Below are 22,628 nucleotides of genomic sequence, written 5' to 3'. Positions count from 1 at the left end.
GGATTCCGGGGCACCGATCGGGAGGGCGAGAGGGTGGCAGAGCATCCACGGACGCACATGGTTGCACACCTTTCCGGACAGGTGCGCTACTCTCGGTTTGCCGTGGTGCTCGGGAAGCCGGTGGGAAACCGGCGCGGCCCTCGCCACTGTGAGCGGATAGTTGCTCGCCCTCGTCCGTACCGGTCCGCCGGTTCGGAGGCCACTGGAGGAATCCGGGAAGGTCGGCGGAGCAGCGACGACCCGTCAGCCAGGAGACCGGCCACGGCACGTGAGGTCCACGAGGGTTTTGGAGACTGAACATGGCTGTACGCCTGTGTTTTCGGGTTGCGTCGTGACGCGCCTGACTTTGTTGTCGACGTCCGACACCGACCTGCTGTCGGCGCGGTCGAGCGGTGCCGACTGGGTGCTCGGCAACCCGTCGCGCCTCGACGTGTCCACCGAACTGCCCGCTCTGCTCGACGGATCCGCCCTGGTCGTGGTGCGGATCCTGGGTTCAGCCCGCAGCTGGCGATCGGGGCTCGACACCGTGCTCGCCGCGGGTGTCCCGGTGATCGTCCTCGGCGGCGAACAGGCTCCGGACGCCGAGCTCATGGAGCATTCGACGGTGCCGATCGGCATCGCTGCCGAAGCGCACCGCTATCTCGCACACGGCGGCCCGGTGAATCTCGGGCAGCTCCACGCCTTTCTGAACGACACCGTGTTGCTCGGCGGTGACGGTTTCGAACCGCCCGCCGAGCTGCCCGAATGGGGTGTGCTCGACCGTCCCGAACCGTCCGGCGGTGCGCGGTTGCCGCGCGTCGGCGTGTTGTTCTACCGAGCCCACCACACCAGCGGAAACGTCCAGTTCGCACACGACCTCGCCGACGCGATCGACGCGACCGGCACGGCTTGTGGTGTGGTGATCCACTGCGCGTCACTGCGCGGTGCGCCCGACGACCTGCTCGCCGAACTCGGCACCCTCGACGCGCTGGTCGTGACGGTGCTGGCTGCCGGGGGCACCAGACCTGCCACCGTGAGCGCGGGAGGCGAGGACGAGGCATGGGACGTCGGAGCGCTCGCCGCGCTCGACATCCCGATCCTGCAGGCCCTGTGCCTGACGTGGAGCCGCGACGACTGGGCGGAATCGGACGACGGTGTGTCACCGCTCGATTCGGCCACGCAGATCGCCGTCCCCGAATTCGACGGACGCATCATCACGGTGCCGTTCTCGTTCAAGGAACTCGATGCCGACGGCCTGCCCCGCTACGTCACCGACCCGGAACGGTGTCGACGCGTCGCCGGTATCGCGGTGGCGCACGCACGATTACGGCATATACCTCCGGCACAGCGCCGGATCGCGGTCATGTTGTCCGCCTATCCGACCAAGCATTCCCGGGTCGGCAATGCCGTCGGCCTCGACACGCCGGTGTCGGCGATCCGGATGCTGCGCGCGCTGCGCGATGCCGGATACGACCTGGGAGACGGCTTCCCCGGCATGGACGTCGAGGACGACACCGAGGCCGGAAACGCCCTCATCCACGCCCTGATCGATGCCGGCGGACAGGACGAGGAATGGCTCACCGCCGAGCAACTCGCCGGAAATCCGGTGCGGGTGACCACCTCCGACTACCTTCGGTGGACCGACGGTCTACCGGCCGAGCTCACCGACGCCATGATCGAAGCGTGGGGACCGGCACCGGGACGGTTGTTCGTCGACGGTGACGCCATCGTGCTGGCGACCCTGCAAGCCGGCAACGTGGTGCTGATGATCCAGCCGCCCCGCGGATTCGGCGAGAATCCGGTGGCGATCTACCACGATCCCGACATGGCACCCTCGCACCACTATCTCGCCGCCTACAAGTGGGTCGAGCACGGATTCGGTGCCGACGCCGTGGTGCATCTCGGCAAACACGGGTCGATGGAGTGGCTGCCGGGCAAGAACGCGGGTCTGTCCGCCGCCTGCGCGACCGACGCCGCGATCGGGAACCTGCCGCTGATCTACCCGTTCCTCGTCAACGATCCGGGCGAAGGGGCGCAGGCCAAACGTCGCGCGCACGCGACGATCGTCGACCACCTCATCCCGCCCATGGCGCGCGCCGAATCCTACGGCGACATCGCTCGTCTCGAACAGCTGCTCGACGAGTACTCGAATATCGCCGCGATGGATCCGGCGAAACTGCCCGCGATCCGCGCGCAGATCTGGACGCTCATCCGGGCGGCGAAACTCGATCACGATCTCGGGCTCGACGACCGCCCGCACGACGTCGAGTTCGACGACTTCCTGCTGCACGTCGACGGGTGGTTGTGCGAGGTCAAGGACGCGCAGATCCGCGACGGCCTGCATGTCCTCGGCGACGCGCCGACCGGCGAGGCGCGAGTGAATCTCGTGTTGTCGATACTGCGGGCCGCGCAGGTGTGGGGCGGCAGGAGCAACGCCGTCCCGGGTCTGCGCACCGCACTCGGGCTGAAGTCCGATGCTCCGTCGAAGGAGGTCGACGCCGTCGAGAGCGTCGCGCGGTCGCTCGTGCAGGCCATGGAGGACGACGGCTGGAACGCCGGGTCATCTGCACGCATCGTCGAAACCGTGCTCGGCCATCCTGATTCCGAGGTCGCGAGGGTGCTCACCTTCGCTGCCGACGAAGTGGTTCCCCGCCTCGCGGGCACGAGGGCCGAACTCGACGCGGTGCTGCACGCACTCGATGGTGGATACGTCCCGGCCGGTCCGTCCGGCTCACCCTTGCGCGGCCTGGTCAACGTGCTGCCGACCGGGCGCAACTTCTACACCGTCGACCCGAAGGCCGTCCCGAGCCGGCTCGCCTACGACACCGGTGTCGCGTTGGCGGACAATCTGATCGGACGGTATCTCGCCGATACCGGGGAGTACCCGCAGTCGGTCGGCCTGTCGGTGTGGGGGACCTCGGCGATGCGCACCGCCGGCGACGACATCGCCGAAGTGCTCTCACTCATCGGTGTGCGGCCGGAATGGGACGCCGAGTCGCGTCGGGTGCGCGAACTGACCGTGATCCCGCTCGAGGAACTCGGCCGGCCCCGCATCGACGTCACCGTCCGGATCTCCGGCTTCTTCCGGGACGCGTTCCCACACGTCATCGGGATGCTCGACGACGCGATCCGCATGGTCGCCGCCCTCGACGAAACCGACGAGCAGAACTACGTGCGAGCCCACGCTCGGCGGGACGAAGCCGAACACGGCGACGCCGACCGTGCGGTGCGGCGCATCTTCGGATCGAAGCCCGGCTCGTACGGAGCCGGCATCCTGCAACTCATCGACTCCGGCAACTGGCGCACCGACGCCGATCTCGCCGAGGTCTACACCGCGTGGGGCGGATTCGCCTACGGGCGCGGTGTGCACGGAGTTGCTGCTGCCGACGACATGCGCGCCAACTACCGACGGATCGCCGTGGCGGCGAAGAACACCGACACCCGCGAACACGACATCGCCGACTCCGACGACTACTTCCAGTACCACGGCGGCATGGTCGCGACGGTGCGGGCGCTGACGGGCACCGACCCGAAGGCGTACATCGGCGATTCCACCACCCCCGATGCGGTGCGCACCCGCTCACTGGCGGAGGAGACCGCACGGGTCTTCCGCGCTCGGGTCGTCAACCCGCGGTGGATCGGTGCGATGCGCCGGCACGGCTACAAGGGCGCATTCGAACTCGCCGCGACCGTCGACTACCTGTTCGGCTACGACGCCACCGCCGGTGTCGTCGAGGACTGGATGTACGAGTCGCTCGCACAGAGCTATGCGCTCGACCCGGAGAACCAGCAGTTCCTCCGCGAAGCGAATCCGTGGGCGCTGCGCGGGATCGTCGAACGGCTCACCGAGGCCGCCGATCGCGGGCTGTGGGGCGAACCGGATCCCGAGACGATGAACAGACTGCAGCAGGCCTATCTCGACGTCGAGGGCGATCTCGAGGACCGGGGGTGAGGGTTCGGCTCATCGGGATCGGCCCCGGGGGACCGGACGATCTCACGGTGGCGGCGGTGCGCGCCCTCGAGAGCATCGACGTCTTCCTCGTGCCCGACAAGAAGCGGGGCGTGGACGATCTCGTGGCGGTCCGCGAAGAGATCCTGCGCCGTCACACCTCCGGCTCCCACCGGATGATCGTGGTGCCCGACCCGCCCCGCGACCGGAACCCGGAGCGCTACGGAGACGAGGTGCGCGACTGGCACGCCGCCCGCGCGGAGGCGTACGAGACCGTTCTGCTCGAACAGGTTCGGGAGGACGAGGCGGTCGGCTTCCTGGTCTGGGGGGATCCGAGCCTGTACGACAGCACGATCCGCGTCGTCGAACGCATCCTCGAACGTGGGAGGGCGCGGTTCGACTACGACGTCCTTCCCGGTATCAGCAGCGTGCAACTGCTCGCGGCCCGACATCGTCTCGTGCTCAACACCATCGGCGGGCCGATCACCGTGACGACCGGTCGTCGGTTGCTTCGGGACGTCGCAGAGGGTGCGTCGAACATCGTGGTGATGCTCGACGGCGGCCTTGCCTGCGCCGACCTCGAGGGGACGTGGAGCATCTGGTGGGGTGCGAATCTGGGAACCGACGACGAAGAACTCGTCGCGGGCAAGCTTGCCGAGGTGCTTCCCGCGATCCGTGAGGCCCGTGTCCGGGCCAAGCAGGCCCGCGGCTGGGTAATGGACACCTATCTACTGCGGGGAGGGTGAGTTCCGTTCGTCCGGAACCGTTCCCCGCGCATACCAGGCGCGGGCGTCGAGCGAGAACGGTCCGGACGGAAGAGCAGCACGGCAGGCGTCACGCACTGCGACGCGGTGCCTTTCGGACATCGAGACCAGGTGCCGACCGGCCGGTCCCACACCGAACGTGAAGGGCTCCCAGAAGTCGGAGAAATCGGCGTAATCGGCGCGCGCGGACAGGGCGCCGCCGACCACCTCGTGCAGACCCGCCCGCCGAAACCGCTCGGCGATGTCGCCCTCGCTGGTACCGGGCAGTGTCCTCTCACCCGGAGTGCCGGGCTCGACCGTTCCCACTGCGGTCCAGAAGACGCGGAGCATCGTCATCCCGCCGGCCGTGGTGTCCCACATGCACGCGGCGACGGTGCCGCCCGGACGGGTCACCCGCACCATCTCCCGCACACCCAGTTCGGGATCGTTCATGAATCCGAGAACCAACGATGCCAGGGTGACGTCGAACGTTCCGTCCGGCCACGGCAGGTTCTCGGCCACCCCGACGCGGACGTCGATCTCCGGTGCGATCTGCCGGCACGCCGCCGCGAACTGGGGAGCGGGGTCGATCGCTGCGACGTTCGCTGCGCCGACCCGGGCGACCAGTTCACGGGTGAGCCCACCCGGTCCGCATCCCACGTCGCAGACCCGATGCCCGGCGCTCACTCCGCCCGCGTCCGCCAGGGCGGGCGCGAGCGTCGCTGCGTAGCGGCCCATGAAGCGGTTGTACTGTTCGGCCGGTTCGGCGAACTGCATGTACTCAACCTATCGGCCCGATCGGTGGCCTCGTGGCCGTTCACATCGTCCGGATCGGGTCACTTCTCGTCGTCGTCCGAACGCTCGACCACCTCGGGGGCGTTCTCCCGGGTCGCCATGCCGCCGTTACGACCGTGATCGACCGGACCCGGCGGGTCCTTGCGCACCTCGTCGTCCTTCTTCTTCGACGTCGTCACTTCTACCTCCGTACGCTGGGCCGACTCGTGTCCGGGCGGATACCCGAAGACGTGCACGCGCACACTTCGGGTGGCGTCGGGTCGCCGGACCGGATTGACTGGACCCAACGACACGAGGAGGCAGCATGCAGATCCGTGACAGGGTTTTCGTCGTCACCGGTGGAGGCAACGGGATCGGACGCGACGTCGTCCTCGAACTCCTCGTGCGTGGGGCGCGGGTCGCGGCGGTCGACCTCCGCGCCGAGGCTCTCGACGGCACCCGTGCCCTGGCGGTCGCGTACGACGACCGTCTGACCACCCACACGGTCGACGTTTCCGATCGCGCCGCCGTCGAAGCCCTGGTGGGCGAGGTGACCGCAGCACACGGGCGGGTCGACGGGGTCGCCAACGTCGCCGGCATCATCCAGAAGTTCGTCCCCTTCGCGGACCTGCCGTACCACGAGATGAACAAGGTGCTCGACGTCAACTACTGGGGCGTCGTCCATATGTGCAAGGCGTTCCTCCCCGAGCTGCTGAGCCGTCCCGAGGCGAGCCTGCTCAACGTGTCGAGCATGGGTGCCTTCGTGCCGGTGCCGGGCCAGTCGATCTACGGCGCGAGCAAGGCGGCGGTCAAGCTGCTCACCGAGGGCCTGTACGCCGAACTGCGCACGACGAAGGTCGCGGTGACGCTGGTGTTCCCCGGCGCCGTCCGCACCGGCATCGCCGAGAACTCCGAGGCCGCGATCCCGGGACGCAACACCGACGCCTCCGTCAGGATCACCTCGTCCGCCGAGGCCGCCCGCAGGATCGCCGACGCGATCGAGAAGGGCACCTTCCGGGTGTGCATCGGCAAGGACGCGACGATGCTCGACCTGCTCGCCCGGCTCATGCCGCGTCGCAGCATCGAGTTCCTGGCGAAGAAGATGGGCTCGCTCGTCGAGCGCTGACCTACCGGCGACCGGTCCGCAGCGGATGCGGCCGGGGCGGGACGTCCGTGGGCGACCGGCTCAGCACGATCGGCAACCACTGCGACGTCATCACGATCATCACCAGCCATTCGGCGATCAACGCTGCGGTCGGGTGATGCGGTGCGTTCGTGATCATCCCCGCCTGCGACCAGTACGCCAACAGCCCGAAGAACGACGACAACCCCGAGCCGAGCATCGCGAGCGACGCCAGTTTCCACCGTCGCAGCCACAACGCCAGCGTCGAGATCACCACCCCGAACACGAGGGCCAGGACCGCGAAGATCCGCAGCGGCACGGCCACGGGCGCGGTGTCGCCGAACCAACTGCCGAAGACCGTCCACGACCACGCCGACGACGTCTGCGGAAGCACCATGCACACTGTCAGGACGACGACGCAGATCGCCAGGACCCGTCCGCGGCGACCGGCGTCGAACTCCCCGGCGACCTTCTTCTCGATCCGGGCGAAGTCGTTCCGATAGGCCGACAGGTCCGCGCTCGTACCGTCCGCGCTCATGCCTCGACCTCTCCGTTCCGACACATGGGTGGCCATTATGCGCCGGACGCCGATGTGACCTCGCTCATGTCGTCCACCTGCAATTATGCTCCGACACACCCGTCGGGACCGGTGCCGGTGTGGCGCCGTGGTGCATCGGGTACCGCCCCATTCGAACCCGATCGAGGGAGGGCGAGAATGCCGGACCAGGACCAGTACCGCATGCAGCACCCGGGAGAACAGCACCCGGTTCCGCCGCTCGAGGAGCAACCGGAGATCGCCTACCCCGGCGCGACCGCCGATCTGCTCTCCGCCCCGGACCACGGTGAGGCGACGTACCGGGGGAGCGGACGACTCGAAGGTCGTCGCGCCCTGATCACCGGCGGTGATTCCGGTATCGGACGGGCGGTCGCGGTCGCCTTCGCGCGGGAGGGCGCCGACGTCGTCCTGGCCTATCTCGACGAGGAGGACGAGGACGGCAAGCGGACCGCCGAACTCGTCGAACAGGCGGGACGCCGCGCGGTGCGCATGCCCGGCGACCTCCGAGTGGAGGAGTTCTGCCGGCGATTGATCGACACGACGGTGTCCGAACTCGGCGGCATCGACATCCTCGTCAACAACGCCGCCTATCAGCACCTCGAGCCCGGCGGCATCGGCGACATCTCCACCGAGCAGTTCGACCGCGTGATGAAGACGAACCTCTACGCCCTGTTCTGGCTGTCGAAGTACGCGGTCGCCGCGATGGGGCCGGGTTCGACGATCGTCAACACCACCTCGATCCAGGCGGTGAGCCCGTCGCCGGGTCTGCTCGACTACGCCACCACGAAGGCCGGCATCGTCGACTTCACCAAGGGCCTCGCCTCCGACGTGGCGGGCAAGGGCATCCGCGTCAATGCGGTTGCACCCGGCCCGATCTGGACACCCCTCATTCCCGCGACCATGCCGAAGGACGCGTACGAGCAGTTCGGCAAGGACACCCCGCTCGGTCGCCCCGGCCAACCCGCCGAACTCGCCCCGGCCTACGTCTTCCTCGCCTCCCAGGAGTCGAGCTACATCACCGGGGAGACCATCGCCGTCACCGGCGGGGTCCCGTTCACCTGAGGATCAGAGCGCGAAATGGTCATCGGAGCGCGTAACAACGCGTACCGATGACCATTTCGCGCTCCGGAGTTCACGAGGACTGCATGTCGAGCAGCTCCGACACCGTCACGAAACGGTAGCCCTCGGCGCGCATGCGACGACGAGGGTTCTTCGGCCGGATGCCATTCGGACATGGTGCCTCATCCGGTGTCGATGGGTGGCGGACGCCCGGTTGCGCGGTTCCGGGACCGACGCCGGGTCTTGTACTGTTCGTAGCGACGTAGGGAACAACGGTGCGAATCCGTGGCTGTCCCGCAACTGTCACCGAGGAGTGATCCCCCAACAGCATGGTCACGGCCCACACGGGTTGGAAGGCCGGGGGCGAGCGTCGATCCGGGAGCCAGGACACCTGCGTCGCCGAAGCAGGACCCACGAGGATGGACATGAACAATTCGATATTCACCGCCCGTACGAGGCGGTATTCGGTGGTGCGCGTCGGCGTCGCATTGATGGCGGCGGCGCTGACCGTGTCGGGATGCTCGTCGAACGACGAACAATCGACTCCGCCCGAGCCGGACACAGCCGCGTCGGCGTACCCGCTCACCATCGAGAACTGCGGCAGGACGCTCACCGTCGACGCGCCACCACAGCGGGCGGTGTCCCTGAATCAGGGATCCACCGAGATCCTGCTGTCGCTCGGTCTCGCCGACCGCATGGTCGGCACCGCGACCTGGACCGATCCCGTTCGGGAGAACCTCGCCGACGAGAACGCGAAGGTTCCGCGTCTGGCCGACAACAAGCCGTCCTTCGAGGTCGTGCTCGACACGGAACCGGATTTCGTCTCGGCGTCCTTCGGCGGCACACTCGGCGCCGGTGGGGTCGCCGAACCTTCACAGTTCGAACAACTCGGAGTGCCTGCCTACCTCTCGCCCACCGATTGCGACGGCAAGGACGACAACAGCGTCAACGCCGACGGCAACCGCACCGAACCGCTGACCATGGGCGCGGTGTACAAGGAGATCCGAGACCTCGCCGCGATCTTCGACGTGCGTGAGCGCGGTGAGGAGTTCGTCGCCGAACTCGAACAGCGATACGAGAACGTGTCGGGGCAGGTGAACGCGGCCGGCGTGTCGCTCGCCTACTGGTTCGCCGACATCGAGACGCCCTATGTGGCAGGTTGCTGCGGGTCGTCGGGAATCATCACCGATTCGGTCGGAGCGAAGAACGTCTTCGACGACACGACCAACGAGTGGCCCCAGGTGAGTTGGGAGTCGATTCTCGACCGCAACCCGACTGCGCTCGTCATGGCCGATCTGAGTCGTCGCAGTATCACCGGCGACGCTCTGGACAGCAAAATCGAGTTCCTGGAATCGAATCCGGTCACCCAGCGCCTGAGTGCGGTGCAGAACCGGCGGTACATCGTGGTCAACGGCGCCGACATGAATCCGTCCATCCGCACGGTCGACGGGATCGAGAAGGTCGCCGACGCCCTGCGCGAGTGGAATCTCGACAGCTGATGGTGACGTCCACTGCCCGGCGACCCTCGGAGGGGCGCCGGGCTCCGGTGGCCGGTGTCGTGGTGGTCGCGGGGCTGATCGTTCTCGCACTGTCGATCGCGGTGACCGTCACGATCGGCCCGGCGGAGTTGTCCGTCGTCGACGTGTACGCGGTGATCTTCGACCGTCTCGGCCTGGCCGACAGTTCCGTCACCGCGATCCGGGAAGGGATCGTGTGGGAACTGCGTCTCCCGCGCACCTTGCTCGCGGCGGTGTGCGGTGCCGGACTCGCGGTGTGTGGCGCGATCATGCAGTCGTTGTTACGTAATCCGTTGGCGGATCCCTTCGTGCTCGGCATCTCCTCGGGCGCCTCGACCGGCGCGGTGATGATCGCAGTGCTGGGCATCGGCGGGGGTGCCGTGTCGTTGTCGGGCGGAGCCTTTCTCGGGGCACTCGTCTCCTTCGCACTCGTGCTGCTGCTGGCGACCGGGGCAGGGGGCGGGACCTCCCGTGTGGTGCTGGCCGGAGTGGCAGGAACACAACTGTTCTCGGCGCTGACATCGTTCATCGTCATCTCCTCCGCCGACGCGGAACGCACTCGGGGAGTGTTGTTCTGGCTACTCGGTTCCCTGAGCGGAGCAACCTGGACCGACGTCGTGCTCTGCGGAGCGGTCTGCGCCGCCGGAATCGTGGTGTGCCTGGTGAAGGCGTCGTCGCTGGACGCCTTCACATTCGGTTCGTCGACCGCCGCGACCCTCGGGATCGCGGTCGGACGTACCCGTCTGCTGTTCCTCATGGTGACGGCGTTGATCACCGCCGTCCTGGTCAGTGCAGCAGGGGCGATCGGGTTCGTCGGGCTGGTGCTGCCCCATGCGGCCCGTTTCCTGGTAGGCCCGCGGCACAGTCGTCTCGTGCCGGTCACCGCCGTCGTCGGGGCGGTCTTCATGGTGTGGGTCGATGCGGTCGCCCGCACCGTCTTCGCGCCGCAAGAGGTTCCCGTCGGTGTGGTGACCGCACTGATCGGCGTGCCGGCCTTCGCGCTGATCCTCTTCCGTACGAGGAGTACTCCGTGACACTGTCCGCAAAGTCGCTGCGGTGGAGCCGCGGCGGACATCTCGTCGTCGACGACGTGACGATCGATCCTGTACCCGGAGAGACGATCGGGCTTCTCGGACCGAACGGCTCGGGCAAGTCGTCGTTGCTCCGCCTGCTGGCCGGAGTCGATCGTCCGGACTCGGGTGCGGTGACGCTCGATGGCACCGATATCCACAGCCTCGGCCGTCGAACACTGGCTTGCCGCGTCGCGATGGTCGGGCAGCACGCCCACACCGAGGTGGATATCCGGGTACGGGATGTCGTGCGGCTGGGAAGAATTCCGCACGCCGATGTCCTCGGGCGCGACGACGGGGGAGACGCCGCCATCGCACATGCGCTCGAGGTGACCGGAATGACCGAACACGCCGACCGGTTGTGGCGCACGATGTCGGGTGGTGAACGCCAGCGCGCACAGATCGCCCGAGCTCTGGCGCAGGAACCCGAAGAACTGCTGCTCGACGAACCGACCAACCACCTCGACATCCAGCATCAACTCGACATCCTCGAACGAGTCGTGGCCTTACCGGTGACGAGTTACGTCGCCCTGCACGATCTCAACCTTGCAGCAATGTTCTGTGATCGAGTAGTGATACTCGAGAAGGGTCGGGTCGTCGCCCACGGAACTCCTGCCGAGGCACTGACGGAGGAGATGATCGAGCAGGTGTACGGCGTGCGTGCCGCGGTCTCATACGAAGGGGGGACACCCGTCATCCGTTACCACCGTCTTCGTGCGTCCTACGCATAGCAAGAGCGCCGCGCGAAATGGTCGTAGGAACGCGCAATTACGCGCACTCATGACCATTTCGCGCTCCGCAGTTCACGAGGTCGGTGGAGTAAGGAAGAAACAATCGCCGCACAACCCACCAGTGGGCGTGCGGTAGTAGAGGCAGCAGCTACGGCGTCGACCGGTCGTCGGGTCGACGGTGTCGGCGAGACGCCGATCGTTCAGTAAGGCGTCGATGTGGGGCCGGGCGTCCGAGCCGATCATCTGCGCCGTGCCGACCAGGGCCGACGCCGTGTTGCCCCACAACAGCCCCGACGCGGCCACCTCGCTCCACGCGTCGACGAGCGGTTCGACCTGCGCGTCGAGCACTTCGACCGCCACCTCGCCACCGAACTCGGGTTCGACGATGTGCAACTGCAGGCCTGCGTCGTCGCGCCACAGCAACCGCTCGGGATCGAGTCGGACGCACCGGCCGGAGTCCACGACGGAACCGATGGCCACCGACCACAGGCGGGCGACGTAGCCGAAGAAGAACGTCGACGCCGCGACCCGCATCTCGTCGGTACCCATCCGCGCGGCAGTCGTGGCCACCAGTGCGTCGCGGACGGCGGGATCGCGCAGATCGGAGGTCGGATGCCACGTGTCGTCGACGGGACCGGTACCCACCCGGAAGTACGGGCTCCACGCACCGATGCGTTCGAGCATCCCGACGACCTCGGACACGAATTCCCCTCAGGGTCGAGGCGAGGTCATCTTCCTCCATCGCCGCTCGTCCGCATCGTAGTGGACGAGACCGAGTCGCTCGAACTCGTCGAGCCACCCCCGCATCGGCCACCAGCCCCAACGTTGTTGGAACAGCGCGGCGTTGGTGAGGATGTCGTCGAGATGCTCGACCGGTGGGCTCGATACCGGGTGGTACTGGTGGAAGGCGTGGGCGCCGCCGACCCAGGCCATCGGCACTCCGGCGCGCGCGGCCTTCTGCCCGAAATCGGTGTCCTCGCCGCCGTATCCGCTGTAGGCGGTGCAGAACCCGCCGATGCGATCCCATACGAGCGACCGGGCTGCGAAGGACAGCGACCAGAACAATTCGTGCCTGTCGTCCAGCGTGATCTCGTGATCGGGTGGGAACGGCCGCGCCGGATGCGGAGCGATCGAGTCACCCAGTCGGGCGAGGTCGTAGCCGTCGGGTCCCGGTTCGGGCAGGTAGGTGACGGGGCCGTTGAGCAGTGCGGCCGGATGCCGGCCGGCCGCCTCGGCATACCGTTCGATCAGGTCGGGGGCGGGGATGCAGTCGACGTCGAGGAAGACGAGCAGATCCGACGACGCTCTCCGCGCACCCAGATTCCGCGCCTCCCCGACCGGCAGTTTCGCGGAGTCGACGTCCATCTCCACCACCCGCGCAGACGATCCCGCAGCGGCGACCACCTCCGCGACCTCCGGATCGCCCATTGCGACGACGATGTGCTCGTCGGGTGTCCGGGTGCTGCGTGCGACGCCGTCGAGTTGCCGTCGCAGATGCGTGCCGCGACCCGCGGCGACGGTGACGACCGAGACCGTCATGACCTCTCCGCAAGTTCGTCCACAATCGCCGCCGCGCGCCCCGCGGCACCGTCCACCTGCCAGCGTTTCCATTCGACGGGGTCGAGGCCGCGTGCTCGCTCGATCAGTTCGGGCCAGCGGTCCGGGTCGGGCCACCCGTCGAGACCCACCGCGAGTCCGGCCTTGTCCAGAGCCGTTGCAGTGGAGTGCTGTTCGTCGAACGGTCGGGGCTCGGCGATGACGACTGCCGGTCGCGCGGCGGCCGCGATGTCGGCGACGGTGTTCTGGCCCGCGTGCCCGATCACGACGTCGGCGCCGGTGAGGACGGGCCACGGGTCGTCGATCCACGGGCCGCCCGCGACACCGAGACCCTCCCATTCGTACTGGGGGAAGCACGACGAGAACCGGTGCAGGGCGTCGACAGTGATCGACGACCCGCCGCTGCCGCTCATGACGAGGACCTTCGGCTTCTCACCGGCCACAGGTGTGGGGGACGGGCGACCGTCGAAACGGCTGATGCCGCCGACGTACGAGGTTGGATACCGGCGCAGCCAGTGCGGGTCGTAGACGTCCTGCGACCACGGTGCGACGAGATGGTCGGCGACGCTGTAGGCCAACGTGTGCGCGGTGTCGGTGCGGTCACCCGGCATCGCGAGCACCACCACAGGGATGCCGTACAACCGGGCGAGGAGCGTCACCTCCACCGACACGTCCACCACCAGCAGGCTCGGGCGCGTCGCGGCGATCCACGATCCCAGTGCGTGCATGCGCTCGCGGAGACCGTCGTCGTGGGTGGGTACCCAATGGAGGACGTCGTGGGCCGTCGGATCCTGGGCGGTGTCGACGGCGAGGTCGTCGCGGGGGAGCAGCACCACGTCGTCGAAGGCATCGGCGGCGGTGCCGAGCGGCGCCGACGACAGTGCCGTCACCGGCGTCCGCAGATGCGCGCAGATGCTGCTCGCGCGGGTGCGGTGTCCGTGCCCGTGGTGATGGATGTAGTAGCCGATCATGCCGCTCCCGCGAGTTCCCGGTACAGCGAGACGTAGGCGTCGACCATCGTGCGTTCCGAGCAGCGCTGCTCCGCGCGGGCTCGAGCGGAGGCGCGGGACAGGCCGGCCGCGCGGGGTATCGCCGCGGCCAGGCCGTCGATGTCGTCCGGCGCGACCAGGCATCCGCTGCTTTCGTCGACCACCTCCGGGATGCCGGTAACCGGCCCGGCGCGCGGCCTCGATCGCGAGATGTGCACCCTTCTCCGGTACGAGGCGACCGAACCAGATCAGGTCCTCACCACCCGAACCGACCGGCCACGCTCCGAGGTCCACACCGTTGGGCACGACCGCCACGGACCGGGCGTGGCGTGTTCCCAGGCCGACGCAGTGTGCCGGCTGACCGCGACGAACGTGCCCGGGCATCCCCCCGGGGTCGCCATCGCCGACTCGAGCCACGGCGTCGGCGTGTGCAGCGTGCAGCGTGCAGAGCAACGGGGTGCGCAACATGCGGGCCATCGCGATCGGCAGGTAGTGCAGGCTGTGGTTGTGCACGACGTCGAAGGCATCGGCGGACGGGCCGGCGAGATCGAGCATCAGCGACAGGTAGGCGTGGTGGTCGCCGAGGAAGCCGTTCGCCGGGGGCATCGACACGTCGCTGCGTGCGAGTTCGCTGACCTCGAAGGACGGCACCTCGAGGAACGAGGCCGGAAGTTCCGGATCGAATCCCGGTGCGGCGAAGAGCGTCACCTCGTGGCCGTCCTTGCCGAGCGCGTGGGCGAGATGCCACACGTGCGCTTCGAGTCCGCCGGCGAAGGGCTGGCGGATCGGATACCTGTTCGACGCGATGAGCGCGATGCGCAACGGCGTCATGATCCGCTCCGACCGCTCATCGCCCGCAGGTAGATGTCACGGTGTGCGCGGGCCAGCGCGCGACGTTCGTCCATACGTTGCGACCAGTCGGCTCGCGGAAGATCCCTGCTCTCGTACAGTTCTCGCACGCACCGGTCGAGCGAGTCGGCGTCGAAGGTGTCCTCGTCGTAGGTGTACACACCGCACCGGCGCTGCTCACCGTAGAAACCGCAACTCGGCGCGACCACCGCGGTGCCGAGGTCGAAACACGCCTCGAGCCAACCCGAATGGGTTCCGAAACGGTAGGGCAGCACCGACACCGACAGATCCGAGAGGTACTGCCACAGTTCGTCGTCGGAGAAGTACGGATGCACCCGCACGTCCACCCGTGGGTGCTCCCCGTACTGCAGGATGCGGGAACCGGCGTCCGGGTTGTACCAGTACGCATTGTCGGGATCGAAGATCTCGTCGTGCACGTTGATCTGCAACACCGCCTCCGGAAGGGACTGCACGGTCTCGGCCAGCGTGTCGAGCACCGGGAACAGATCCATGTTCGCTCGCAAGCTCTTCGCGTGGACACCCACGACGAACGGGTTCTCGTCGCGACGCGGTCGTTCGAGCCAGTGCTGTTCGACGACGTGTGGGTGCGGCAGGACCGTCGCCTCCCGTCCCCAGCGCAGACGGATCCGCTCGGCAGCGCCCGGCGTGAGGGTGATCAGTTCGTCCGCGGCCGGAATCAGCACGTCGAGTTGCTTGTGGTGTTCACCGGGCGTGGGATGGTGCGGGTTCCGCAGGTCGTGCACCGTGTACACGAGAGGCTTGTCGTGCTCGGCGAGTTCGGCGACGACGTCCTGCAGTTGCTCCGCACCGATCGCGTCGAAACCGAAATGGATGTGGAAGACGTCGAATTCCTCGTGGTGGTCGCTCACCCAGCCCGGTTCGAGCATCAACGGTGGCCACCAGCCGCCGGGCACCTTGCGGCCGTCGGCGGGAACCGGATCCGTCAACCGGATCACGTCGTCGCCCTCCGGGCACGCGAGGTGCCTCACGTAGACGTGCGACGCAGGAACCGACGCGACTCGAATCACCACAGCCGACCCTCTTCTCACTCACGCGACATCCGGCGTACATACCGAATGGCCGGGAACGCCGTCCCCGGCCATCGTCCGGTGCACTGCGACTACCCCTGCGGGACGGCCTTCACACGTCCCTGCCCGACTCGTCCGGTCTTCACTAGGGTGGCGGTAGGTAACGATCATCGAGCGAGAGGATTCGGTATGGGTGTGAGCTTGGCCAAGGGCGGCAACGTTTCGCTGTCGAAGGAGGCTCCGAACCTGACGGCGGTGACGGTGGGTCTCGGCTGGGACGTGCGCGCGACGACCGGCGCGGACTTCGATCTCGACGCCAGCGCACTGCTGACGGGCGAGAACGGCAAGGTCCTGTCCGACCAGCATTTCGTCTTCTACAACAACCTGCGCTCGCCGGACGGCTCCGTCGAGCACACCGGCGACAACCTCACGGGTGAGGGCGAGGGCGACGACGAGAGCGTGAACGTCGACCTCGTCGCCGTTCCCGCGGAGGTCAAGTCGATCGTCTTTCCGGTGTCGATCCACGACGCCGACGCGCGCGGCCAGTCGTTCGGCCAGGTGCGCAACGCGTTCATCCGCGTCGTCGACCGCGCCGACGGCCGGGAACTCGCCCGCTACGACCTCACCGAGGATGCGTCCACCGAGACCGCGATGGTCTTCGGCGAGCTGTACCGCCACGGTGGCGAGTGGAAGTTCCGCGCCATCGGCCAGGGCTACGCCTCGGGCCTGGCGGGCATCGCACGGGACTACGGGGTCAACGTCGGCTGAAAATGGGTCTCAGCGGACGAGCTTCCACTTCTTGTCGTGCCGGTAGAAGGTCGACCGCTTGAGAGCCCTGGGGTTCGCGACCCCGTCGCGGGTGACGACCGCGGCGGGGGAACCCAACTGCATGGCCCGGCCCGTCAGCCACTTGTAGCCCCCGAACCAGCGCGGCCGGTCGATCGCGGCCCGCAGACCGGGCATCGCCGGCGTGGGTTCGACACGGATGCCGGGCACCGTGCCGGAGAACAGGCGGGTGTCGTCGACGTAGGCCTCCCCGACGAGCGCATCGCCGTTCTCACCGCACAGCAGCGCACGGCCGACGAGGGCGATACCGGCGTCGTCGCGGATGAGCGGCAACGGCTTCGCGACCCCCTGGAGGGCGACGGTGGCGGCCTTCGACCCCGTCCGCAGCCCGTACGCCTCCGTGGTCGGGGTTCGTGTCTCCGGGACGTACGCGACCTCCAGGTCCAGACGTTCGGTGCGCATCAGCCGGGTGACGGTCGCGGCGAAGGCGGCGTCGTTGCCGACGAGGACCAGACGAGGGTCCTCCACCGACTCGAGATGCGCGAAGACGTCCTCGAAGTCGTCCTTCTCGGGGAGGGCAGGCGCAGACAGTGCGGTCACGGGGGTCAGCGCCAACGGCAATGGCACGTCACCGCATCTGAGCACTACCGGGGTCAACGGGTCTCCTCGAGGGGTCGGGTTCGTCGGGCTCTCGGCTGCGTCCACTGTAATGGGAAGCCGGTGGGGGAGGGCGGCGGCGACCCGCCACCGCGCGCCGCAGCTCCGGGCGCTTGGGCAGTCCCGTCATTCGCGCTCGTCGGAGGGTGGACTACACTGTGGTCCCGGCTGCTGCCCGGTTGGGCAGGACCCTGCAGGCGAGACCGCCCGCACGTAGACACCTGCCTGAGGAGAGCGCGACATGCCGGCAATCGTCCTGATCGGAGCCCAGTGGGGCGACGAGGGCAAGGGCAAAGCTACCGATCTACTCGGCGGACGTCTGCAGTGGGTCGTGCGCTACCAGGGCGGCAACAACGCCGGTCACACGGTCGTGCTGCCCAACGGCGACAAGTTCGCCCTGCACCTGATCCCGTCGGGCATCCTGACGCCCGGCGTCAACAACGTCATCGGCAACGGTGTCGTGGTGGATCCGGGTGTGCTGCTCACCGAGCTCGAAGGCCTCGAGAAGCGCGACGTCGACACGTCCCGTCTGCTGCTCTCGGCCGATGCGCACCTGATCATGCCGTACCACGTGGCCATCGACAAGGTCACCGAGCGCTTCCTCGGCAAGAAGAAGATCGGCACCACCGGACGCGGTATCGGCCCCTGCTACCAGGACAAGATCGCCCGCGTGGGCGTGCGGGTCGCCGACGTGCTCGACGAGAAGATCCTCACCCAGAAGGTCGAGGCCGCACTGGAATTCAAGAACCAGGTGCTCGTCAAGATCTACAACCGCAAGGCGCTCGACCCGCAGCAGGTGGTCGACGAGGTCCTCACCCAGGCCGAGGGTTTCAAGCACCGCATCACCGATACGCGCCTCGAACTGAACAAGGCGCTCGAGCGCGGCGACACGATCCTCCTCGAGGGTTCGCAGGGCACGCTGCTCGACGTCGACCACGGCACCTATCCGTACGTGACGTCGTCCAACCCCACCGCCGGCGGCGCCGCTGTCGGTTCGGGTATCGGCCCCGCGAAGATCTCGACGGTGCTGGGCATCCTCAAGGCCTACACCACCCGCGTCGGCTCCGGCCCGTTCCCGACCGAGCTGTTCGACGACCACGGCGCCTACCTGGCAAAGCAGGGTGGAGAGGTCGGTGTCACCACCGGCCGCGCCCGCCGCACGGGCTGGTTCGACGCCGTCATCGCCCGCTACGCCACCCGCGTCAACGGCATCACCGACTACTTCCTCACCAAGCTCGACGTGCTGTCGGGCCTCGACACCGTACCGATCTGCGTCGGCTACGAGGTCGACGGTGTGCGGATCGACGAGATGCCGATGACGCAGACCGACGTGCACCACGCCAAGCCGATCTACGAGGAGATGCCGGGCTGGTGGGAGGACATCACTCACGCCCGCACCTTCGAGGAGCTGCCGAAGAACGCGCAGAACTACGTGCTGCGTCTCGAGGAGCTCTCCGGCGCCTACATCTCCTGCATCGGTGTCGGACCGGGCCGCGACGAGACGATCGTCCGCCGCGACGTCATCCGCTGATCCCACCGGCCCGATCGGGGCCCGGGCCGGTTGCGTGATACTGGACCGGTGATCACACGCGCGATAGGGGCGGCCTCGCTCGTCCGCGATCTCGGCAACTGGCAGGACTCGGGTGGTTCCAGATCTGCCTACCGGGCGCTCGCGGACAGCATCCGTCTGCTCGTGCACGACGGTCGCGTCCCGCTCGGTGTCGCCCTGCCCAGCGAGCGGGAACTCGCCGCCGCGCTGTCGGTGAGCCGCACCACCGTCGCGTCCGCCTATGCAGCGCTGCGGGAAGAGGGTTATCTGCGCAGCCGCCAGGGCGCCCGCAGCACGGTCGCCGTGCCCGCTCGCCGGGGCTCCGAGAACACCGGCTCCCGGATGCCGATCGGCCCGGCGACCGATCTGAGCAACGCCTCACTGCCCGCGCCGGCCGCGGAGATCGAGGCGGCGTATGCGGCGGCGCTGCGGTCGATGTCGACCTATCTCGACTCGCACGGCATGGAACCGATCGGGGTGTCGGTGCTGCGCGAGGTCATCGCCCGTCGCTACCGCGAGCGTGGACTGCCCACCTCGCCGGACCAGATCATGGTGACCTCCGGGGCGCAGCATGCGATGCGCCTGCTGCTCGGTGTGCTCGACGATCCCGGCGACCGGGTGGTCGTCGACCACCCCACCTATCCCAATGCGCTCGAAGCGATCCGCCGGTACGGCGCGCGCCCGGTGCCGGTTCCGGTGCGTCCGGAGAACGGCCCGCACGGCGGCTGGGATCTCGACGGTGTCGCCAGTGCCGTCCGGCAGACCGCAGCCCGCACCGCCTTTCTCGTCCCCGACTTCCACAACCCCACGGGCCTGTGCCTCGACGAGGACGGCCGCGTCGAACTGGCCCGCATCATGCGCGACACGCGGACGACGCTCGTCGTCGACGAGTCGATGGTCGATCTGTGGCTCGACGCACCGCCGCCGCCTCCCGTCGCAGCCGTGCCCGCCGGTGCGTCGGTGGTGACGGTGGGCTCGACGGCGAAGTCGCTGTGGGGTGGCCTGCGGGTGGGATGGATCCGCGCCGACCGCGACACGATCGTCCGGCTGGCCGGGGCACGGACCGCGGTCGACCTGGGCACGCCCGTCATGGAACAGCTCGCGGCGGCGCATCTGCTCTCGGACGTCGACGAACTGCTCGAACGGCGGCGCGCCGCGTTGAGGGAACGACGTGGTGCGCTGTGCGACGCCCTGGACCGGCGGTTGCCCGAGTGGGAGTACACGCCGGGTCAGGGCGGGATGTCGCTGTGGGCGCGCATGCCCGAGCCGGTGTCCACCTCGCTGGCCGCGGCCGCGCCGTCCCACGGTGTGCTGCTCTCCGCCGGCCCGCGTTTCGGTGTGCAGGGCGCGTTCGAGCACTTCGTGCGCCTGCCGTACACACAGGACGTCGAGGTCCTCGCCGACGCCGTCGAGGCGATGGCCGCCGCCTACGATCAGGTCGCCTCCGGGCGCACGCCCGACGAGGCGCGGCTCGTCGTCTGACCCTGCCTCTCAGGGCATCTCGATCAGCTCGCGCAGCGCCGCCGACACCTCGCGGGGTCGTTCCAGAGGACCGCAGTGCCCGCTGTCGAAGGTGCGCAGTTCGAGCAGGTTCGGCAGGCGCTCGGCGATCCACTCGGACCGGCCCGGCGGTGAGATCCGGTCGTGGCTGCCCGCGATCACCAGCGTGGGTGCGGTGATCGCGGAGGGATCGACGGTGTCGATCATGTTCACCAGCAGCCGGCCGTAGCCACCGCGACCGCGTGCCGAGGTGCGGCCGAGCATGCGGTCGACGTCGGCGGTGATCGTCGCGGCCGCTCCCGTCCCGACGGCGACGCGGGAGAGCAGGTGCTTGCGCAAGGGCATCCGCTGGGGGAGCGGCATCCGTGCCAGCGGAACGACGGTCTGCGCGACACGGCGTCGCACCTTCGTCAGACTCTGCGGTCCGCGTAGGAACTGTACGTTGTCGAAGATCTCGCCCGGTGTGGTGTTGACCAGACCGACGGCCGAGACCCGTGCGTCGATGTCGCGCGGATACCGCTCGGCCCAGGCCATCACGGCGATGCCGCCCATGGAGTGCCCGGCGACCACGACGGGTCGGCCGTCGGGTGCGGCCGTGCCCAGCACGGCGTGGAGATCGTCGGCGAGATGGTCCATCGTGTACGCCCGGGCGGGGGCGGCCTGGCTGCGTCCGTGACCGCGGTGATCGAAGGCGACCACCCGGTAGTCGTCGCTCAGATCGCGAATCTGGTTGCGCCAGAAGCCGAGTTCGCACAGGATGCCGTGCGCGAGGACGATCGTCGGGGCGTCGGCGGGCCCGTAGGCCTCGGTGTGGATGCGGGTGCCGTCCTTGCTGCGGACGCCGAGCACCTCCGGGACGTGGCCCGGGACCGCGGTGCGTACTCGTGCTCGTGCCGTGGCCGTCGATCGATGGATCGCGGCTCCCACCCCATCACTCATGACGGTGTTGATAGCACACCGATCCCGGCGCGATCGGTGCCTTTCCCGCGGATGGGACGGGCCCGGAACCGTATCGGTAGAACACCGTTACGATCCCGGGCCCGAACGGGACGATCAGACCCAGAGGGTGTCGATGTCGGTGGCCTCGGCCGCCGGACCGACCGGCTCGCCGGCGGGGGTGCGGGAGAAGCGCGGCGCCGGTGCGTGCTGCACGACCCCGTCGATCTCGATCAGCGACCCGCGTGCGACGAGATGCTCGTTCTTCTCCGCCTCGGCCCAGGTGAGGACCGGGGAGACGCAGGCGTCGGTGCCGAGGAAGATCTCGGTCCACTCGTCGCGGGTCTTCGACAGGAACTTGTCGGTGAAGATCTTCTTCATCTCCGCCCAGCGGGAGGTGTCGAGCTGGTGCGGCAGGTCGGCCGGATCGAGCTCGAGTCCCTGCAGCAGCAGCGCGTAGAACTGCGGCTCGATGGAACCGACGGCCATGTACTTGCCGTCCTTGGTCTCGTAGACCTCGTAGAACGGTGCGCCGGTGTCGAGCATGTTGACGCCGCGCTCGTCCGACCACGCGCCGCGACCGCGGAACGCCCACATCATGTGCGACAGCGCGAGGGCGCCGTCGACCATCGCCGCGTCCACGACCTGGCCCTTGCCGGAGGTCTGACGCTCGACGAGGGCGGAGAGGATGCCGAACACGAGGAACATCGAACCGCCACCGAAGTCGCCGACCATGTTCAGCGGCGGCACCGGACGCTCGCCCTGGCGGCCGATGGCGTGCAGGACGCCGGTGAGGGAGATGTAGTTGATGTCGTGACCGGCGGCGTTGGCGAGCGGGCCCTCCTGGCCCCAACCGGTCATGCGGCCGTAGACGATGCGCGGGTTGCGCTCGAGGACCACGTCCGGTCCGAGGCCGAGCCGTTCGGTGACGCCGGGACGGAAGCCCTCGATGAGGACGTCGGCGCGCTCGAGCAGGGTCAGGACCTTCTCGATGTCGGCGGGATCCTTGAGGTTTGCCTCGACGATGCGACGGTTGCGCTGAATCGGATCGCGCTGTCCCTCCTGCGGGATCTCGCCGGGGCGCTGCACGATGACGACATCGGCGCCGAGATCGGCGAGCAGGGTCGCGGCGTGCGGGCCGGGACCGAGACCCTTGAACTCGACGACGCGGACACCCGCGAGCGGACCCTTCTTCGCAACAGCTTCAGCGGACACTCGACGAACCTCACTCCGATACGTAGGGACTGTCGCAACG

20 protein-coding genes, 1 pseudogene and 2 riboswitches are annotated in these 22,628 nt (G+C 68.3%); of the genes and pseudogenes, 10 read left to right on the top strand and 11 right to left on the bottom strand.

Annotated features, from left to right (window positions below):
* Nucleotides 1-86: 86 nt before the first annotated feature.
* Nucleotides 87-278: riboswitch (cobalamin riboswitch) on the top strand.
* 53 nt (nucleotides 279-331) lie between these two features.
* Complete coding sequence (gene cobN, locus AC0LPE_RS19200; RefSeq protein WP_490605000.1) at nucleotides 332-3,931, top strand: cobaltochelatase subunit CobN; 3,600 nt, start codon at nucleotides 332-334, stop codon at nucleotides 3,929-3,931.
* The gene (gene cobF, locus AC0LPE_RS19195) at nucleotides 3,928-4,674 is read left to right on the top strand and encodes a precorrin-6A synthase (deacetylating) (RefSeq protein ID WP_088899553.1); all 747 of its coding nucleotides are present in this window, start codon (nucleotides 3,928-3,930) and stop codon (nucleotides 4,672-4,674) included. The genes cobN and cobF overlap by 4 nt, the downstream gene beginning before the upstream one ends.
* Here cobF and AC0LPE_RS19190 read toward each other — a convergent pair.
* A complete protein-coding gene (locus AC0LPE_RS19190; RefSeq protein WP_490604999.1) occupies nucleotides 4,657-5,448 on the bottom strand; it encodes a class I SAM-dependent methyltransferase in 792 nt (263 codons plus the stop codon). The two genes, cobF and AC0LPE_RS19190, sit on opposite strands and share 18 nt — an antisense overlap.
* 59 nt (nucleotides 5,449-5,507) lie before the next feature.
* A complete protein-coding gene (locus tag AC0LPE_RS19185; RefSeq protein ID WP_016691526.1) occupies nucleotides 5,508-5,645 on the bottom strand; it encodes a hypothetical protein in 138 nt (45 codons plus the stop codon).
* Between the two features lie 125 nt (nucleotides 5,646-5,770).
* Here AC0LPE_RS19185 and AC0LPE_RS19180 point away from each other — a divergent pair, with 125 nt between their 5' ends.
* Nucleotides 5,771-6,571, top strand: coding sequence for an SDR family NAD(P)-dependent oxidoreductase (locus tag AC0LPE_RS19180; protein WP_490604998.1), 801 nt, complete (start codon nucleotides 5,771-5,773; stop codon nucleotides 6,569-6,571).
* A gap of 1 nt (nucleotide 6,572) precedes the next feature.
* On the opposite strand, the gene AC0LPE_RS19175 is transcribed toward AC0LPE_RS19180, so the two are convergent.
* Nucleotides 6,573-7,106, bottom strand: coding sequence for an Rv2732c family membrane protein (locus AC0LPE_RS19175; RefSeq protein ID WP_088899557.1), 534 nt, complete (start codon nucleotides 7,104-7,106; stop codon nucleotides 6,573-6,575).
* A gap of 177 nt (nucleotides 7,107-7,283) precedes the next feature.
* Between AC0LPE_RS19175 and AC0LPE_RS19170 the strand changes: the two genes are divergently transcribed.
* The 4 genes from AC0LPE_RS19170 to AC0LPE_RS19155 all read left to right on the top strand — a co-directional run bounded on the left by AC0LPE_RS19170 (nucleotide 7,284) and on the right by AC0LPE_RS19155 (nucleotide 11,501).
* The gene (locus AC0LPE_RS19170; RefSeq protein WP_490604997.1) at nucleotides 7,284-8,186 is read left to right on the top strand and encodes an SDR family oxidoreductase; all 903 of its coding nucleotides are present in this window, start codon (nucleotides 7,284-7,286) and stop codon (nucleotides 8,184-8,186) included.
* Nucleotides 8,187-8,414: 228 nt separating this feature from the next.
* Nucleotides 8,415-8,596, top strand: a riboswitch (cobalamin riboswitch).
* Between the two features lie 78 nt (nucleotides 8,597-8,674).
* Nucleotides 8,675-9,682: an ABC transporter substrate-binding protein gene (locus AC0LPE_RS19165; protein WP_051032963.1), complete on the top strand. Its 1,008-nt coding sequence runs from the start codon at nucleotides 8,675-8,677 to the stop codon at nucleotides 9,680-9,682.
* Nucleotides 9,682-10,734 carry a FecCD family ABC transporter permease gene (locus AC0LPE_RS19160; RefSeq protein WP_490604996.1) on the top strand — a complete coding sequence of 351 codons (1,053 nt, stop codon included), beginning with the start codon at nucleotides 9,682-9,684 and terminating at the stop codon, nucleotides 10,732-10,734. The genes AC0LPE_RS19165 and AC0LPE_RS19160 overlap by 1 nt, the downstream gene beginning before the upstream one ends.
* On the top strand, nucleotides 10,731-11,501 hold the full coding sequence (locus tag AC0LPE_RS19155; RefSeq protein WP_490604995.1) for an ABC transporter ATP-binding protein: 771 nt from the start codon (nucleotides 10,731-10,733) through the stop codon (nucleotides 11,499-11,501). Before AC0LPE_RS19160 ends, AC0LPE_RS19155 begins: the two co-directional genes overlap by 4 nt.
* A 72-nt stretch (nucleotides 11,502-11,573) precedes the next feature.
* Here AC0LPE_RS19155 and AC0LPE_RS19150 read toward each other — a convergent pair whose 3' ends face one another.
* The 5 genes and pseudogenes from AC0LPE_RS19150 to AC0LPE_RS19130 form a co-directional block, all read right to left on the bottom strand.
* Entirely contained in the window at nucleotides 11,574-12,203 is a 630-nt protein-coding gene (locus AC0LPE_RS19150) for a (2Fe-2S)-binding protein (protein ID WP_490604994.1), read from the bottom strand.
* A gap of 9 nt (nucleotides 12,204-12,212) precedes the next feature.
* Nucleotides 12,213-13,040: a glycosyltransferase family 2 protein gene (locus AC0LPE_RS19145; protein ID WP_490604993.1), complete on the bottom strand. Its 828-nt coding sequence runs from the start codon at nucleotides 13,038-13,040 to the stop codon at nucleotides 12,213-12,215.
* Nucleotides 13,037-14,029 carry a glycosyltransferase gene (locus AC0LPE_RS19140; RefSeq protein ID WP_490604992.1) on the bottom strand — a complete coding sequence of 331 codons (993 nt, stop codon included), beginning with the start codon at nucleotides 14,027-14,029 and terminating at the stop codon, nucleotides 13,037-13,039. Before AC0LPE_RS19140 ends, AC0LPE_RS19145 begins: the two co-directional genes overlap by 4 nt.
* A pseudogene (locus tag AC0LPE_RS19135) lies at nucleotides 14,026-14,878 on the bottom strand (glycosyltransferase). The gene AC0LPE_RS19140 and the pseudogene AC0LPE_RS19135 overlap by 4 nt, the downstream one beginning before the upstream one ends.
* Complete coding sequence (locus AC0LPE_RS19130; RefSeq protein WP_490606371.1) at nucleotides 14,875-15,945, bottom strand: glycosyltransferase family protein; 1,071 nt, start codon at nucleotides 15,943-15,945, stop codon at nucleotides 14,875-14,877. The pseudogene AC0LPE_RS19135 and the gene AC0LPE_RS19130 overlap by 4 nt, the downstream one beginning before the upstream one ends.
* A gap of 189 nt (nucleotides 15,946-16,134) precedes the next feature.
* Between AC0LPE_RS19130 and AC0LPE_RS19125 the strand changes: the two genes are divergently transcribed.
* Entirely contained in the window at nucleotides 16,135-16,713 is a 579-nt protein-coding gene (locus AC0LPE_RS19125; protein WP_016691538.1) for a TerD family protein, read from the top strand.
* Nucleotides 16,714-16,722: 9 nt separating this feature from the next.
* Here AC0LPE_RS19125 and AC0LPE_RS19120 read toward each other — a convergent pair whose 3' ends face one another.
* A complete protein-coding gene (locus AC0LPE_RS19120; RefSeq protein WP_490606370.1) occupies nucleotides 16,723-17,376 on the bottom strand; it encodes a hypothetical protein in 654 nt (217 codons plus the stop codon).
* A gap of 253 nt (nucleotides 17,377-17,629) precedes the next feature.
* Between AC0LPE_RS19120 and AC0LPE_RS19115 the strand changes: the two genes are divergently transcribed.
* Nucleotides 17,630-18,919, top strand: a complete 1,290-nt coding sequence (locus AC0LPE_RS19115; RefSeq protein ID WP_006552940.1) for an adenylosuccinate synthase — start codon at nucleotides 17,630-17,632, stop codon at nucleotides 18,917-18,919.
* A 48-nt stretch (nucleotides 18,920-18,967) separates the two neighbouring features.
* Nucleotides 18,968-20,419 carry a MocR-like transcription factor YczR gene (yczR, locus tag AC0LPE_RS19110; protein WP_490604991.1) on the top strand — a complete coding sequence of 484 codons (1,452 nt, stop codon included), beginning with the start codon at nucleotides 18,968-18,970 and terminating at the stop codon, nucleotides 20,417-20,419.
* A 9-nt stretch (nucleotides 20,420-20,428) separates the two neighbouring features.
* Here yczR and AC0LPE_RS19105 read toward each other — a convergent pair whose 3' ends face one another.
* Complete coding sequence (locus AC0LPE_RS19105) at nucleotides 20,429-21,376, bottom strand: alpha/beta fold hydrolase (RefSeq protein ID WP_423658571.1); 948 nt, start codon at nucleotides 21,374-21,376, stop codon at nucleotides 20,429-20,431.
* 114 nt (nucleotides 21,377-21,490) lie between these two features.
* Entirely contained in the window at nucleotides 21,491-22,588 is a 1,098-nt protein-coding gene (locus tag AC0LPE_RS19100; protein WP_160876781.1) for a CoA transferase, read from the bottom strand.
* Nucleotides 22,589-22,628 lie beyond the last annotated feature (40 nt).

Source organism: Rhodococcus sp. S3 (genome assembly GCF_058211795.1).
The sequence above is the reverse complement of the archived record's forward strand: the minus strand, read 5'-3'. Positions and strand labels throughout refer to the sequence as shown.